This window comes from Collinsella sp. TM09-10AT, assembly GCF_003436275.1.
Classification (GTDB): domain Bacteria; phylum Actinomycetota; class Coriobacteriia; order Coriobacteriales; family Coriobacteriaceae; genus Collinsella.
This window is the reverse complement of record NZ_QSOP01000007.1, coordinates 1-15,846: the sequence shown is the minus strand read 5'-3', so window position 1 is coordinate 15,846 and position 15,846 is coordinate 1. Positions and strand designations below refer to the sequence as shown.

Sequence of the window (15,846 nt, the reverse complement as noted above, 5' to 3'; positions counted from 1 at the left end):
GCTAGCTGCTCGCCTTCCGATACCCTGTGGCAAACGAAGGGTCGTAAAGCTTGCTGCGCTCGTACGACTCCGCTTGCGCGCCGTTGTGCGCAAGCCCGCCGCGAGCTCCGAGCACGCGGCCCACCACCACGAGCGCCGTGCGGTCGATGCCCTCTCGCGCGCCCGCATCGGCGAGCGTGCCCACTGTGCATCGCACCACGCGCTCCTCAGGCCAGGTCGCCTTGTACACGAGCGCCGCCGGCTCGTCGGAGCTGCGGCCCGCGGCCAAAAGCTCGGCGGAAAGCTCGGCGAGCATACCCGAGCTCAGGAAGATGACCATAGTCGAGCCGCTTTCCGCCATGGTGCGCATGCCCTCGCCCGCGGGCATGGGGGTGCGCCCGGAAAGCCGCGTGATCACGACCGACTGGCTGATTCCCGGCAGCGTGTATTCCTGGCGAAGCGCCGCCGCGGCACCGCAAAAGCTCGACACGCCGGGCACCACCTCGTAGTCCACGCCGCGCGCGTCGAGCGCGTCCATCTGCTCCTGGATGGCGCCGTACAGGCACGGGTCGCCCGTGTGCAGGCGCACCACTTCCTCGCCCCGCGCATCCGCCGCGCACATCACGTCGAGCACTTCCTCCAAGGTCATGTGCGCGCTGTCGTAGACGACGCAGGATTCCTTGCACTCGGCGAGCAGCTCGGGGTTCACAAGGCTCCCCGCCCAAACGACCACGTCGGCCGCGCGCAGAAGACGCGCCCCGCGCAGCGTGATAAGGTCGGCGGCGCCCGAACCTGCGCCAACAATATGAATCATCCGAGCCTTCCCTTCCCGTTTCTCATCGCAACCGTTTACGCCGCCCTTCGCGCAGCAGGCAAGACACGGCGCCCGCAGCGGCAATCGGCGCAAATACGTAGGCAGGAGGCGCAATGCCGCCCGCCCTGGCTTTGACACGCCCACAAACGCCCACTATCATAGTGGTAGTTTCGGCAACGAGCATATGACAATCGAATAAAAGGAAATGACCGGCGCGGCGCCCACACAGCCCGCGCTGGCTTGCGGAGGGAACCAGGTGGGAATCCTGGGCAAGGGACATTACTGTGTAGGACGCGCGGGCGAACCGCCTCGCGCCCCAAGCCAGACTGCTTCGCCTTTTCCTCACGGCATCGCCGTGGCGTTATCTCCTTGTGAACCCCGAGGAGTGCGCTTCCCTTTCGAATGCAAGAAACAGGCGCGCTATCCCTTTGCGGACGAGCGCGCTTTTCTTTCGCTTGTGCCGATAAGCAACTGTCGCCGGGGGACCGGCAAACCGAGGAAAGGGAAAACCATGTCCGACCAGATGTCACGCCGCGGCTTCATGGGCGCCGCAGCAACCGGAGCCGTCGCGCTCGCCGGATTCGCGCTCGCGGGCTGCTCCAGCACCTCCGCGAGTCCCGAGAAATCGAGCGAAAAGGAGAAGGCCGTGAAGCCGGTCATTCTCGTCACGAGCTTCGGCACGAGCTACAACGACTCGCGCCACATCACCATCGGCGCCATCGAAGACGCTATCCGCGAGAAGTACTGGCAGGACTACGACATCCGCCGCGCCTTCACCGCGCAGATCATCATCGACAAACTGAAGAAGCGCGACGGCATCACGATCGACAACATGACCGAGGCGCTCGACCGCTGCGTGGAAGACGGCGTGAAGGAAATCGTCGTGCAGCCGACGCATCTCATGGCTGGCCTGGAATACGCCGACGTGAAAGACGAGCTCGACAAGTACGCCGACAAGTTCGACAAGATCTCGCTCGGCGACCCGCTGCTCACCTCCGACGACGACTACAAGAAGGTGGCCGCAGCCATTAAGGAGAACATGGCGTCCTTCGACGACGGCAAGACGGCGCTGTGCCTCATGGGCCACGGCACCGAAGCCGATTCCAACGCCGACTATGCCAAGATGCAGGAAGTGTTCAAGAACGAGGGCTTGACGCAGTTCTTCGTCGGCACCGTCGAGGCTGAACCGACCTGCGAGGATGTTATCGCCGCTGCGAGCGCCGCAGGGTACAAGAAGGCCGTGCTCGCGCCGTTCATGGTGGTCGCGGGCGACCACGCGAACAACGACATGGCAGACGAGACCGACCCCGACAGCTGGGCTGCGAAGTTCGTGGCCGCCGGCTTCGAAGTGACGTGCCTGCTCCAGGGTCTGGGACAGAACGCCGCGGTCGACGACATCTACGTCTCGCACGTGGACGACGCCATCGCCAAGCTGTAAACTCGCCGCGCACGGGGGCGCCGGTCGCGTCCCCGTGCAACGGGCATGCGCCTTCCCCGACCGACGGCGCATGCCCGTTGCATTCGCATCCCGCCCGCCCACCGCACGGCGCGGGCGGTAGAAGCGATTGAAAGGAACCCCTCCATGTTGAAGAAAACCCTCGTCTTCGCCCTGTCGGCGGCGCTTCTCGCGTTCTCGATCGCCGGCTGCGCCGGAAATTCAAGCGACAGCGCAAAGGCAAGCAATACCGATTCCCAGGAAAAGACCGAGCAGGCGGCCGATGCGACCGAGGGCGCAAGCGCTGCCCCCATCACCGCCGACAAGGTAGCCGACGGCACCTATCCGATCACCGTAGATTCCAGCTCGAACATGTTCAGGATTGTGGACGCCCAGCTCATCGTGGAAAACGGCTCCATGCACTGCGTGATGACGCTTTCCGGCACGGGCTACGGCAAGCTCTTCATGGGCACGGGCGACGAGGCTGCCGCCGCGAGCGAGGCAGACTTCATCCCCTATGTGGAAAACGGGGAAGGCAAGTACACCTACGACGTGCCCGTTGATGCGCTCGACGAGGACACCGCCTGTGCCGCGTGGAGTATTAGAAAAGAGCAGTGGTACGACCGCACGCTCGTGTTCGAATCCGCCGGCGTCGATCTGCGCGCCGACGCACTGAAGTAACGCCATGCGGTCGATTCTTCCCAAGGGGGAAAACAGGAAGCGCCGCAGCATCGCGGCGCGCGCGATCGCCTGCGTTCTCGTCGCCCTGCTCGCGCTTCCCTTCGCGGGGTGCAGTGCGAGCCCGAACGCGACCGGTGGCACGGCGGGCTCTCAGGAATACACTGTGAATGTCTCGCTTTCCGGCGGGTCAGGGCGCGCAAGCATCGCCTCACCCACCACAATTGTGAAAGATGGCGACACCTACACCGCGACCATCACCTGGTCGAGTTCGAACTACGACAAGATGACCGTCGACGGCGTGGACTACGCGCCCGTAAACGACGGCGGCAACTCCACGTTCGAGATACCCGTCACGCTCGACGAGGACATCGCCGTGTCGGCCGAGACCGTCGCCATGTCGACGCCGCACACCATCGACTACACGATCCACTTCGACTCATCCACCATGAAGGAGAAATCGGGCGACGATGCAAGCGGCGGCTCCCCTGCAGGAACGGCTTCAAGCGCCGCGGCCGACTTCCACAACGCCGATTTGGGCTGCGGCTGGGAGCCGACGGGGGCGCTTCAGCTTGAATACGCCGAGCACTTCACTGTCGACGAGTTCGAAGGCGGTCTGCGGCTTATCTGCGTTTCGAATGGAGAACGTTTCCTCGTGGTGCCGCAAGATGCGAAGGTACCTGATGGGTTGAGCTCCGACATCGCGGTCATAAGGCGCCCCGCCGACAAGGTGTACCTCGTGTCGTCGGCGACGATGTGCCTAGTCGACGCGCTCGATGCGAACGACAATATCATCATGTCGGGCACGAAGGCCGACGACTGCTCGGTCGTGGGCTTCAAAAGCGCACTCGAAAGTGGGGCGATCGCCTACGGCGGCAAGTACAGCGCGCCCGACTACGAGCGAATATCGGCCTCGGGCTGCACGCTCGCCATCGAGAACACCATGATCAACCACACGCCCGATGTGAAGGAAAAGCTGCAGAAGCTCGGGCTCGTCGTGCTCACCGAACAGTCGTCGAGCGAGCCCGAAGCACTCGGGCGCGTTGAGTGGATTAAGCTTTTCGGCGTCCTATTCGACAAGGAAGACGAGGCCGCGCACCTGTTCAACGAGCAGAAGGCCCGCGTCGAGCAAACGTCGGGGCTCGCGTCGTCAGGTAAAACCGTGGCGTATTTCTACATTAACTCGAACGGGGCCGCCGTCACGCGGCGGGCGGGCGACTACGTGGCGCAGATGATCGAGCTTGCAGGCGGCAGCTATGCGCTCGATGACGCGCAGGCGTCGTCGACGTCAGGTTCGTCAGTAACGCTCGAAATGGAGCGCTTCTACGCGACGGCGAAGGATGCCGACATCATCGTCTACAACGGCACCATCGACGATTCAGTTACCACCTTGAACGACTTCGTAGGCAAAAACGCGCTATTGTCGCAGTTCAAAGCCGTGAAGAACGGCAACGTCTGGGTCACAAGCGCCGACATGTACCAGCAGATGACTTCTACCGCCGACATTATCGACGAGCTGCACGGGGCGTTCACCGGCGATAACGCGAGCGACTTCCATTATCTGAGGAAGCTCGGTTAGCGCCATGAGAAGCCGGCTTTCCATGGCATACGACGAATCGGGGCGCGCCGCGCGGTGTCGCGTCGTGACGGCGCTGCTCGCTGTTGCCCTCATCGTGCTCGTCGGGGCCAACCTGTGCATCGGGAGCGTGCTCGTGCCCGCAGACCACATCCCCGGCATCCTTTCGGGCGGCGCGGCCAATTCCATGGAAAGCCAGGTCATCCGGGAGATTCGCCTGCCGCGCGTGCTTTCAGCCGTGCTTCTCGGCGGGGCACTTTCGCTTTCCGGGTTCCTGCTGCAGACGTTTTTCAACAACCCCATCGCCGACCCGTTCATCTTGGGCGTCTCCTCGGGCGCAAAGTTCGTCGTCGCGCTTACGATGATCGTACTTCTAGGCGCGAACATGGCCATGTCTTCGCCGGCCATGGTGGCCGCAGCGTTTCTGGGCTCGCTTATCACCATCGTTTTCGTGCTCCTCATCGCACGGCGCATAAGTTCCATGGCCATGCTCATCGTGGCGGGCGTCATGGTGGGATACATCTGCTCGGCGGCGACGAACTTCCTCATCGCCTTCGCCGACGACCAGTCCATCGTGAACCTGCACAACTGGTCTTTGGGTAGCTTCTCGGGTTCGAGCTGGGACGACATCGCGGTCATCGCGGTCGTGGTGATCACCGTGAGCGCATGCGTATTCGCGATATCGAAGCCCCTTTCCGCCTTCCAGCTGGGAGAAGCCTACGCGAAAAGCGTCGGCGTGAACGTCGAACGCTTCCGCGTGGTGCTCGTCCTTCTAGCGAGCATGCTCTCCGCCTGCGTGACCGCGTTCGCTGGTCCGGTGTCGTTCGTAGGCATCGCGGTTCCGCATCTCGTGAAGTCGGCGCTAAAGTCGTCGAAGCCCATCCGCGTGATTCCTGCGTGCTTCTTGGGAGGCGCCATCTTCTGCGCGGGCTGCGATTTGATCGCGCGCACGCTGTTCTCTCCCGTCGAGCTTTCCATCAGCGCCGTCACCGCCATCTTCGGCGCTCCGGTGGTTATCGCGCTCATGTTGAAGAAGCGGGTGAGGTAGATGGGGGAATTCGTGCCGCGGCCCAAAACGCTCGGAGGGGACATTCCATGCTTAGACAGTCCTGAGCTCGCACGAAAGCGCCAGAAGGCACTTTCGGCTCGTGCGGAACTGCGCGCGGAACGCCTCCTCCGAGCGGAGCCGAACCTCGAAACTACGGTCGAAACGCAGGCTGACGGAGCGCCGCTTTTCCACATAAGCGACCTGTCGGCGGGCTACGACAAGAAGGTCGTAGTCGAAGGCGTCGATCTGGAGGTTCGCGCGGGCGACGTCGTGGCGCTCATCGGGCCGAACGGCTCGGGCAAGTCGACCATCTTGAAAACCATCACACGCCATCTGGCACCGCTTGCCGGCGCAGTCGAGCTCGACGGGCGGGAGATTTCCCGATGGAAGACGGCGGAGTTTGCAAGGAACCTTGCCGTTATGCTGACAGATCGCCCCCGGACCGAGCTCCTCACCTGCCGCGATGTCGTAGAGGCGGGAAGGCACCCCTACACCGGGCGAATGGGCACACTCTCGCCCGACGACCATAGTCGGGTCGACGAGGCCATGAAAACCGCACATGTGGAAGAGCTCGCCGAGCGCGACTTCATGCAGATAAGCGACGGGCAACGCCAGCGCGTCATGCTCGCACGCGCCATCGCGCAGGATCCGCGCGTGCTCGTGCTCGACGAGCCCACGTCATATCTCGATATCCGCTACCAGATCGACCTGCTGCGAATACTTCGCCACCTTGCGAAATCGCGGAATGTGGCTGTCATCATGTCCATCCACGAACTCGAGCTCGCGCAGAAAAGCGCCGACAAGGTGATTTGCGTGAAGGACGGCCGGGTCTTCCGCGCCGGCGCACCCGAGGACATATTCACGCGCGAGACGATTGGCGAGCTCTACGGCCTTCAACATGGCACCTTCAACGAGCGCTTCGGCAGCGTGGAAATTGGACGCCCGCACGGCGATGCGCACACGTTCGTCATCGCCGGCGCAGGTACGGGGTCGGCTGTGTTTCGCCAGCTCATCCGGCAGGGCAAGGCGTTCTACACGGGCGTTCTGCACGAAGGGGACATCGACTGCGAGCTCGCGCGCGACCTGGCGGCGGAATGCGTGGCCGAGCGCGCCTTCGAGCCGATCGGGGATAGAACCATAGCCCGCGCCAAAGAGCTCCTCGTCCACTGCGCGCGCCTTATCGTGTGTCCCGCCGCCTTCGGCACCATAAACGCCCGCAACGCAGAGCTCGTCGAGTTCGCACGCTCGCACGGTATCGAGGTCATGCGAGCGTGCGAAGGCGCATCGGAGGATTCCCAATTGGGGTGGAAAGGATAAACTGGACTTTCTTTTAAGGATCCTCAGGCTACAGCTCCTACGCCGGCGAGGTCTACAAGGCGCCGGAGAACCTCGTAAACAGGAATTTCCACGCCGACGAGCCCAACCTGCTGTGGCTCACCGACATCACCGAGTTCAGGCTCCCGGGCGGCGAGAAGGTCTACCTGAGCCCGGTCATCGACTGCTTCGGCGGGATGCTCGTCGCCTGATCGATCGGGCTGCACCCCGACAAGCGCCTCACGAACTCGAGCCTGCGCCTAATCCAAGCGAGATTCCAGACTCGACAGGCCATTGAGAGTCAGGTCGTTGGCGACCTCCGAGACGCGCTCGATAGGAACCGAGCCGTCAGACAGCGCCCATGTGCGATAGATTCCGATAATACCCGACAGCAAAAACGCCAGATAGTAGTCGAACATCTCGTCCTTGAGACCTTGGGGCAGCAGATCGCGCTCGGCAATCTCATGCTCGAGCGGCACGCGCAAACGCGTCATAAAATCGTCGAGCGGGATGTTTTCAATCAGCTGGCGATTGAGCACGAGGTTATTGCAAAGTGCCTCGTTGATGGTCTTAAAGAAGGTAGCCGCCGCTCCAAGGGCGCGCTCGTTGGGGTCACTGCCCATAGTGGAAAGCGTCTTTTCGACCGAGTCGACGATCATCTCGACCACATCGGCGGCGATGGCATCGAGCAGGCCGTCGACCGTGCCAAAGTGCACGTAGAAGGTCTTGCGATCGACATTTGCCTCACGCGCGATGGCACTCACGGTAATATCGGCAAGCGGTTTATCCATCAGCAGGCGCTCAAACGCAGAAAGGATGGCATTGCGGCTGCGAACGATGCGGCGGTCGAGGCGCGGTTTGCTGGTGTCCATGGACGTGTCCCTTCGGAATGTGAGCATTCATCAACAGATGAGAGTTAATCTACGTAAGAGGATTATCCCCCATCCGGCACAAAAAAGCCCGGCAACATGAAGAACGCACGACCAACTGTTACGCCTTAGGGAGCTTCTTTTTGTTCAAAGCAGCCGGGGACACACGAATGCCGTCACCTGTCTGGCGCACATAGGCCTTATGCGAGGGTTTGGCGGCCCCAGAAGCCTTCTGAGCATGCTGATTGGGATCCACGGTAACCGCATTCACAGGATGGGGCTTTGCAGGCTTAGAGGACGTCTGAGGCGATCGTCCGAGCTTGCGCATCGCGCGATCCCAGCGTGAGTGGATACTCTCGTTGTGAGCGCTCTTAAGACCCAGCAGGGGCGCGGCCAAAATCGTCGGCGCGATAAACGTAATGAGGCGCCACAGCAGATAACCGGCGGTCGACGCCGACCCAAAGAAATGACCCAGGAACAGCGCGAAGCCACCCTCGGCACCGCCGGTGCCACCGGGCAGGGGAACAGCAGAGCTCAGGAGCTGAACAAAGGCGCTCGCGGCCATGACCGAGAAAAAGTCGACTTCGTGGTGGCCAAAGGCAAGCATCAGGAAATACGGCACGAGGTAGAAAAACGCGAGCTGCAACATGGTGATGACCACCGTGAGCAGCATGGACGAAAAGTGGCCGGCTGAAAGCTTGAACTTCTCGGAGAAAGAGTAGATTTCGCCGTCGACAAACGTACGCCAGCCCTCAATCTTGGTGGCCGAGACGCCCATTCGCTCGAGCCAATTGATGATGCAGTGCGCGACGCGCGTGACGGTCTTGGGCATGAGCGCGACGGCAAAGATGCCAAGCAGAATGCAACAGTGACCGCCAAAGCTAAAGACGCACAGCAGCGTCATGTCGCCATAGCGCTCGGCGAAAAACGGCATTCGGGCAAGCAGCAGAATGGCGCCCCAGGCAACGAGGCCAAACTGATACACGATAAAGCGCGTGAACTGCGTGGCACCGGCCTCGCCGACATTTTGGCCTGCCTTGGTCAGGCGGTAGATCTGGGCGGGCGTAGAGCCCATCATCATGGGCGTCAGGTTGCCAAAGAAGATACCGCTCGCCTCGACCGAGATCAGGTCGCGAATGCCGACGGGCGAATTGGGATCGAGCCAGACGGCGATCGCATAGGCGACGATGCCAAAGAACAGGTACAGGAACATGCAAAAGCATGCAGCAACGAGCCACGGCGCCTGAACGCTCGACATAGCGGCCCAGAACTGTCCCATCTGACCGGTCACAATCAGATAAACGATATAGCCAACCAGCACGACGCCGATAAAAATGGCACCGCGGCGTGCACCCTTGTTGTCATCGCCGCCCGAGGCCTCAACCTCGACCTGGGGCTTAGATGTATGCTGAGAGGACTCCGTCATGAGGCTCCTTCTGACCGTCCAAATATCTTGCATATTGTACCCGCAAGGGCCACAAGCAGAACGTAAAGCTATGGGCCAAATGGGAATTGCAGATGGTTTGCTCGGAAATAAAAAACCCGGGCTTCCGTGGGAAGTCCGGGTCTCAGATTCATGGTAGCCCGTACCAGATTCGAACTGGTGATCTCCGCCTTGAGAGGGCGGCGTCCTAAACCGCTAGACGAACGGGCCATAAGCCTCAGCAGAAAAGAAGTGGTAGCCCGTACCAGATTCGAACTGGTGATCTCCGCCTTGAGAGGGCGGCGTCCTAAACCGCTAGACGAACGGGCCACATGACATCTGCACTGCCGTGCTGCGAGGAAATATATTACGGGACAAAAAACATCAGCGCAAGAAGAAATTCCAAATTGCCGAAAAAATTGTCGGCAGGTTATGGAACGCGCAGGTCAACTGGTTAGCTAGTTCAAGTTGAGATGAGCCAGGAGGGCTTCGCGGTTGTTGGGGATGTTGTCCTCGATCACGGCGTCGAGGGCAGCGTTGAGAAGCTGCCCCAGCTCCGGCCCCGGCTTGACGCCGGCGCGGATCAGATCGCCACCATTGATGGCAAGCATCTTGAGCGTATAGGGCTCCCCCGCCTGCAGCAGATCGTGGGCGAGCGTACGCATCTCCTCGATCGTCTCGACGTAATAGAAGCACGAGGGCGCCTTGCCGAGCGTGTCGGCACGCTTAAGGTCCATGAGCTCGTCCATCAGACGCGGCGTATCGACACCCTCGCCCGAAAGCGCGCGCATCATATTGAGCAGGCAGGAGCGCTCGGGGCGCAGCGGCTTGTCATGGTATTTGATCAGCAGGCACACATCGCGCACCAAATCGTGCGAGAGCGCTAGGCGATCCATGATGACACGCGCCTTCTTGGCGCCGAGCTCGGGATGACCATAGAAGTGTCCGCTGCCGTCGTGATCGACCGTAAAGCACTCGGGTTTGGAAACGTCGTGCAAAAACGCCGCCCACATAAGGCTCGACGAGGGCGCGACGCCGTCGCACAGCGCCAGCTCCCCTGCCACCGTCAGCACGCGGGCGATATGCTCGTAGACGTTAAACGCATGATAGACACTGCGCTGATCAAACCCGCGAGCGGACGCGAGCTCGGGCACGGCGGCGCAAACAAGCTCGGGGTAGCGCAGCATCGCGTCTCCCCCGTGGCCCGTCGAAAGGATGCCCTCGAGCTCAATGCCCACGCGCTCGCGCGCCACAGCATCGAGCAGCGGCGCGCACTCGGCAAGTGCCTGTTTGGTCCTAGGCTCGATCATAAAATCCAGACGGCAGGCAAAACGCACCGCGCGCAGCATGCGAAGCGCGTCCTCGTTAAAACGACGCTTGGGATCTCCAACAGCGCGGATGAGCTTACGCTTCAGGTCGCCCTGGCCATCGTAGCGGTCGACAAGACCGCGCTCGGGATGCCAGGCCATAGCGTTAACGGTAAAGTCACGACGCGCCAGATCGTCCTCAAGCGACGCCGCACGCTCCACGCTCTGGGGATGACGACCGTCGGTATAAAAACCATCCAGGCGGTACGTGGTGACCTCAATACGCTCGCCATCGCAAATAGCCGTGATGCCGCCAAATTTGATGCCCGACTCAACCACGGCAATATCAGCCGCCTCGAGCGCCGCTTTGGACTCCTGCCACAGGCCGCTGCAGCACATGTCAACATCGTGGCTGGGGCGCCCCATCAGGGCATCACGGACCCAACCGCCCACGTACCAAGCCTCAAGACCGGCTGCCTCAAGCGCACGCAGGACACGGATGGAGGCATCGGTCGGCTTCGTACCGTTAAGCGAAACATTGCACATGCCTATGACCTCCTGCGACTATCAATTTGGTTATCGATTGCATCTGCAAGAAGTCTAGCAAGAAACGGCCTCTACTGCACAAGCAAGTCCGATAAACAAAAATGCATCCGTCCTGGTCTAAGACGGATGCGAATTAATCGAATTATTCAGGCAAGGTGCCGGAACTAGCAGACCTGACGAATGGCGATACCCTTCTGATACTCATCGACCTTGGCAAAGTCGCCCAGACCAGGGCACTCGACCACGTTGGCGCCGGTGGCCATCGAGAGGCGCAGGGCGTCCTCGACGCGCTCGGGGGCGTCGTGCCACACGGACAGGAAGGCGGCCAGCGAAGAGTCACCGGCGCAGACGGTCGACAGCAGCTTGACCTCAAAGGTACGGTTGGCAAACCAGATGTGCTCGCCGTTAGAGAAGTACGCTCCAGCGCCACCCAGGGTCAGCAGCACGTTCTTGGCGCCCTTGGCATGAAGCTCGGCCATAGCGCCCTTGACGGACTCGTCGTCGCCACCGCTCACCTTAATGCCAAAGATGTCGAGCAGCTCGTCGTCGTTGGGCTTAATGAGCAACGGCTCCATAGCAATGAGGTCGGCCAGCTGATGGCTCGAGATATCGAGCACGAACTCGGCGCCTTTCGCCTTCACTCGACGCAGGACCTCGGCAAGGAAGCCCTCGGAGGTGTTGGGGGGCAGCGAGCCGCTAATGACCAGGCAGGTCATGTCGTCAAGCGAATCGATGAGCTCAAACATCTCTTGCTCGTTGGCTTCGTTAATGGCGGCACCGGCATTAACCATGTTGTACTCGGTGTCGGGACCGGCGTTGAGGAACACGTTGACACGCGTGATACCGTCAGTCCACACGGGCTTGACGGGCACGCCCAGGGCCTCGGCGCCCTTAACGATGAACTCGCCCGAGAAGCCGGCGAAGAAGCCCAGGATCGTGGTGTCGACGCCGTAGTGGTCGAGCGTAAACGAGACGTTGAGACCCTTGCCGTTGGGGGTGTAGACCGCGTTACGGGTGCGCGTAACGGTATTGGCGGACAGGCCATCGCAGGAGATGTTGTAGTCAATGGCGGGATTTGCAGTGAGCGTGTAAATCATGAATGTTCCTTTCACGAAGCAACGTGTTAATGAAAGTATATTCCACGCTTCGGCAAAAGGCTACAACAACTCGGCGAACGGTGTGGAAGCGGTGAAGGGCGGTTTCATCTGACTTTTCCAACGAAAAAACGGCGCCCCGATCAAAACCGGGACGCCGCATGCGCACGAATATGTCGCGTTTCGCTTACTTGCGATCGAGCTTACGGACGGCAACGCGCTTGCTGTACTCGTCAACGTGACCGAAGTCGCCGATGCCGACGGACTCAGCGACGTTGGCGCCGGTGGCCATAGCGAGCTTCATGGCCTCCTCGACGTTGTCGCGATCCCTGTACCACTTGTGCAGGAACGCAGCGAGGGTGCAGTCGCCGGCGCAGACGGAAGAAACCAGCTTGATGTTGAACTCACGCTTGGCGTACCAGATGTCCTCGCCGTTGGAGAAGTAAGCGTCGCCACGGCTACCACGGGTGAGCAGCACGTTCTGGACGCCGGCCTCGTGAGCCAGCTTCATGGCAACTCGGACCTCGTCGTCGGTGTCGACCGGCACGCCGAAGATGGCCTTCATCTCATGATGGTTCGGCTTGATGAGCAGCGGCTTCTTGTGAGCGAGCTCCTTGAGCTTGTCGGAAGAAAGGTCCAGGACGACGTCGGCGCCACGGGCCTGAGCGTGCTCCATGACCTGAGCCAGGAAGTCGGGCGTAGCTTTGGGAGGCACGGAGCCAGAGACGATCAGGCACTCAAGATCGCCCGCGGTGTCCAGGATGTTGTAGAGCTCCTCCTGGTGCTGCGGCGTAATAGGAGCACCGGGGTTGAGGATGCCGTACTCGTGCTGGCCATCGTTGACGTAGGTGTTGATACGCGTGATGCCGTCGGTCCAGACCGGGCGGCACAGGCAACCCAGGTTCATGACTTCCTCGACGATGAACTTGCCCGTGAAGCCGGCGAAGAAGCCGAGCGCGACAGTGTCGACGCCCATCTTCTTAAAGGCGAAGGACACGTCGAGGCCCTTGCCGTTGGCGGTGTAGCTGGCCGAGCCGGTGCGGACGTTCTCGTCGGGCTCGAGCGGAGAGCTCGAAACCGTCATGTCGACAGCCGGGTTAGCGGTTAGCGTGTAGAACATTTACAGTACCCCCTGTATATGTGAGGGCCGCGTGGCCGGCCCATTCCAACCACGCGGTTACCTCTGATACCAAATTAGCGAGCTGCGGACTCGAGCAGTGCCTTGACCTCGGCGGCGGTGTTGCAGGCGAGCGCCTTCTCGGCGAGCTCGTCGCACTCGGCCTTGGTCCACTGGCTGATGGTCTTGCGGGCGCGCAGGATGGACGGAGCGCTCATCGAGAACTCCTCCAGGCCCCAGCTGATCAGCAGCGGCTCAAGCAGCGGATCGGCAGCGGCCTCGCCGCACATACCGACCATGATGCCGGCCTTCACGCCGCTCTCGATGATGTTCTTGAGCGAGCGGAGCACGGCGGGATAGTACACCTGGTACAGGTTGGAAATGGTGTCGTTGCCACGGTCGGCGCACATGGTGTAGCCGATCAGGTCGTTGGTGCCGATGGAGAAGAAGTCGGCCACCTCGGCCAGGCGGTCAGCGAGCAGCGAAGCGGCAGGCGTCTCGACCATGATGCCGACCTCGATGTTCTCGTTGAACTTGCGGCCCTCTTCGGTCAGCTCAGCCTTGCACTGCTCGACGAGCTCCTTGACGGCCACGACCTCCTCGACGCAGGTGACGAGCGGGATCATGATCTTGACGTCACCAAAGGCGCTGGCGCGCAGAAGGGCGCGGAGCTGGACCTTGTACTGATCGGGGTTGGCCAGGCAGTAACGCACGGCGCGGAAGCCCATGAAGGGGTTGTCTTCCTTGACCATGTGCAGGTACGGAATCTCCTTGTCGCCGCCCACGTCGAGCGTACGGATGATGACCGGAGCGCCCTTGAGCGCGCTGGCGACCTTGCGGTAGGCGTTGAACTGCTCCTCCTCGGAAGGAAGCTCAGCGGAGTCCATGAACAGGAACTCGGAGCGGAACAGACCGATGGCCTCGGCATCGTGATCGAGCGCGTTGGGCACGTCATCGGGGTTACCGATGTTGCAGGCGATGATCTTCTTGATGCCGTCGGCAGTCACAGAAGGCTTGCCGCGGAAGGCCTCGAGGGCTGCCTTCTCGGCAGCGAAGGCCTCGGCCTTGGCGGTGTAGGCAGCGAGCGTCTCCTCGTCGGGATCGGCCTCGACAACACCCTTGCCACCGTCGACAACGACGGTCATGCCGTTGCGAAGGGCGGTGCAGCTGTTAGAGACCGAAAGGACGGCCGGAATCTCGAGGGCGCGCGCGATGATCGCGGAGTGCGACGTGCGGCCACCGGTCTCGGTGACGATACCGGCAACGTGGGCCTTATCGATCGTGGCGGTCATGGACGGCGTAAGGTCGTGCACGACAACGACGGTGTTCTCGGGCAGGACGGAGAGGTCGACGACCTCCTTGCCCAGCAGCTCGGCCAGAATACCGGTGCGGATGTCGGCGATGTCGGCCGCGCGCAGACGGAACATCTCGTCGTCCATGGACAGGAACATGTTCTCGAACATGGTCGAGGTGTCCATGAGCGCCTGCTCGGCGCAGGTGCCGCCGTCGATGGCGGCGTTGATGGCGTCGGTCATGCCCGGGTCCTGAGCCAGGACAATGTGTCCGCTCATGATCTCGGCCTCGGCCTCGCCCACCGTCTCCTTCATGTGGTCGGCCTGAGCCTGGGTCTTCTCGCAGAAGACCGAAAGAGCGGTCTGATAGCGCTCCTTCTCTGCTGCCGAATCAGCGACCTCGTGCGGTTCAAACGTCAAGTCGGGATCGACGGCGACCATGACGGTGCCGATTCCGATGCCCTCGGATGCGTTGACTCCCTGATACATTCCCATTCCTCTCTCCGTGCCATGTGATAAAGCGTTTTGCCATATCCATGACAAAAGAGCGCAGCTACCTTGATGCAGGTCACTGCGCCCCCAAGTATGAACTTAATTGTTCAACATGCGACCCGTTTGAGTTCTACTCGCCAAGACCGCTCTTGATGAGCTCGATGGCAGCAGCCAGAGCCTCGGCCTCGTCGGCGCCGTCGCACTTGACCTCGACCTCGGTACCGCAGGGGATACCAGCAGCCATGAGGGCCATCGGGGACTTGCCGTTGACCTCCTTCTCGGGGGTGACGACCGTCACGTCGCAGGCGTACTTGCCCATGGTGGAGGCGAAGAGGCCAGCCGGACGCATGTGAAGACCCTGCGGATTGACGAGGGTAGCCTTCTCAGAAACCATAATTGACTCCTTTTTGTGTTTAACCCCTGTCGTGTATGCGGCAGGAGTCAGATTCACGACGTTGTTTATATTAACTCACATCAAACGGTTTTTCATTGTGTTTCGCACGAATTGTTGGACAGATGTGTTTGTCGTCCGCTTGCTCGCCCACAGGGGGCCGGGCGCGGGCTGTGAGATTTCCTGCTCTACAGTCCTGCTCGCACGAAGAGCACATTAAGTGCTCTTCGGCTCGTGCGGAACTCGCGATAAACCTCACAGCCCGCGCCCGGCCCCCTGTGGGCGAGCAAGCTGCGGAAACTCGGTCGGTCCAGAGCAATATCGTGCGAACGGAATTCTGGCTAATTGTTTGTTCGCCTGGTTGATCTAGTTGATGGAGCCTATCTATACCCTCTTGTGGACTGAGGAGTGTCCCAAACTGCCGGCAGAGACGATATGAGCAGGACATAAAAACATTGAGAGCCCCTGCTG

General features: G+C 61.1%; 13 protein-coding genes, 2 tRNA genes and 1 pseudogene. 6 read left to right on the top strand and 10 right to left on the bottom strand.

Features of this window, described 5'->3' with window-relative positions; translation table 11 throughout:
• Nucleotide 1: 1 nt before the first annotated feature.
• Complete coding sequence (gene cobM / locus DXD77_RS04290; protein WP_089571784.1) at nt 2-793, bottom strand: precorrin-4 C(11)-methyltransferase; 792 nt, start codon at nt 791-793, stop codon at nt 2-4.
• A 511-nt stretch (nt 794-1,304) separates the two neighbouring features.
• Here cobM and DXD77_RS04285 point away from each other — a divergent pair.
• From DXD77_RS04285 to DXD77_RS10555, 6 genes and pseudogenes are all read left to right on the top strand, one after another.
• Nucleotides 1,305-2,231 (top strand): sirohydrochlorin cobaltochelatase, encoded by a 927-nt coding sequence (locus DXD77_RS04285; RefSeq protein ID WP_089571781.1) that lies wholly within the window; start codon nt 1,305-1,307, stop codon nt 2,229-2,231.
• A 144-nt stretch (nt 2,232-2,375) separates the two neighbouring features.
• Nucleotides 2,376-2,909: a hypothetical protein gene (locus tag DXD77_RS04280; protein ID WP_117564104.1), complete on the top strand. Its 534-nt coding sequence runs from the start codon at nt 2,376-2,378 to the stop codon at nt 2,907-2,909.
• Between the two features lie 4 nt (nt 2,910-2,913).
• The gene (locus DXD77_RS04275; RefSeq protein WP_147325414.1) at nt 2,914-4,485 is read left to right on the top strand and encodes an ABC transporter substrate-binding protein; all 1,572 of its coding nucleotides are present in this window, start codon (nt 2,914-2,916) and stop codon (nt 4,483-4,485) included.
• Nucleotides 4,486-4,507: 22 nt separating this feature from the next.
• Nucleotides 4,508-5,530 carry an iron ABC transporter permease gene (locus DXD77_RS04270; protein WP_117647851.1) on the top strand — a complete coding sequence of 341 codons (1,023 nt, stop codon included), beginning with the start codon at nt 4,508-4,510 and terminating at the stop codon, nt 5,528-5,530.
• A complete protein-coding gene (locus tag DXD77_RS04265; RefSeq protein ID WP_117564107.1) occupies nt 5,531-6,847 on the top strand; it encodes an ABC transporter ATP-binding protein in 1,317 nt (438 codons plus the stop codon).
• Nucleotides 6,848-6,876: 29 nt separating this feature from the next.
• A pseudogene (locus DXD77_RS10555) lies at nt 6,877-7,053 on the top strand (IS3 family transposase); the annotation flags it as partial.
• 51 nt (nt 7,054-7,104) lie between these two features.
• Here the strand turns inward: DXD77_RS10555 and DXD77_RS04255 are convergent.
• The 9 genes from DXD77_RS04255 to DXD77_RS04215 all read right to left on the bottom strand — a co-directional run bounded on the left by DXD77_RS04255 (nt 7,105) and on the right by DXD77_RS04215 (nt 15,378).
• Nucleotides 7,105-7,716, bottom strand: coding sequence for a TetR/AcrR family transcriptional regulator (locus DXD77_RS04255; protein WP_158548925.1), 612 nt, complete (start codon nt 7,714-7,716; stop codon nt 7,105-7,107).
• A gap of 118 nt (nt 7,717-7,834) precedes the next feature.
• A complete protein-coding gene (locus tag DXD77_RS04250; RefSeq protein ID WP_117564109.1) occupies nt 7,835-9,139 on the bottom strand; it encodes a lysylphosphatidylglycerol synthase transmembrane domain-containing protein in 1,305 nt (434 codons plus the stop codon).
• Nucleotides 9,140-9,290: 151 nt separating this feature from the next.
• Nucleotides 9,291-9,367 (bottom strand) — tRNA-Glu (locus DXD77_RS04245).
• A gap of 22 nt (nt 9,368-9,389) precedes the next feature.
• Nucleotides 9,390-9,466, bottom strand: a tRNA-Glu gene (locus tag DXD77_RS04240).
• Between the two features lie 128 nt (nt 9,467-9,594).
• Nucleotides 9,595-10,989, bottom strand: coding sequence for a CCA tRNA nucleotidyltransferase (locus tag DXD77_RS04235; protein WP_117564110.1), 1,395 nt, complete (start codon nt 10,987-10,989; stop codon nt 9,595-9,597).
• Between the two features lie 164 nt (nt 10,990-11,153).
• Nucleotides 11,154-12,086 carry a 1-phosphofructokinase family hexose kinase gene (locus DXD77_RS04230; protein WP_117564111.1) on the bottom strand — a complete coding sequence of 311 codons (933 nt, stop codon included), beginning with the start codon at nt 12,084-12,086 and terminating at the stop codon, nt 11,154-11,156.
• 184 nt (nt 12,087-12,270) lie between these two features.
• Entirely contained in the window at nt 12,271-13,203 is a 933-nt protein-coding gene (locus DXD77_RS04225) for a 1-phosphofructokinase family hexose kinase (RefSeq protein ID WP_055250439.1), read from the bottom strand.
• 74 nt (nt 13,204-13,277) lie between these two features.
• Complete coding sequence (gene ptsP, locus DXD77_RS04220; protein WP_117564113.1) at nt 13,278-14,981, bottom strand: phosphoenolpyruvate--protein phosphotransferase; 1,704 nt, start codon at nt 14,979-14,981, stop codon at nt 13,278-13,280.
• 133 nt (nt 14,982-15,114) lie between these two features.
• Nucleotides 15,115-15,378 (bottom strand): HPr family phosphocarrier protein, encoded by a 264-nt coding sequence (locus tag DXD77_RS04215; protein WP_022094575.1) that lies wholly within the window; start codon nt 15,376-15,378, stop codon nt 15,115-15,117.
• Between the last annotated feature and the right edge of the window lie 468 nt (nt 15,379-15,846).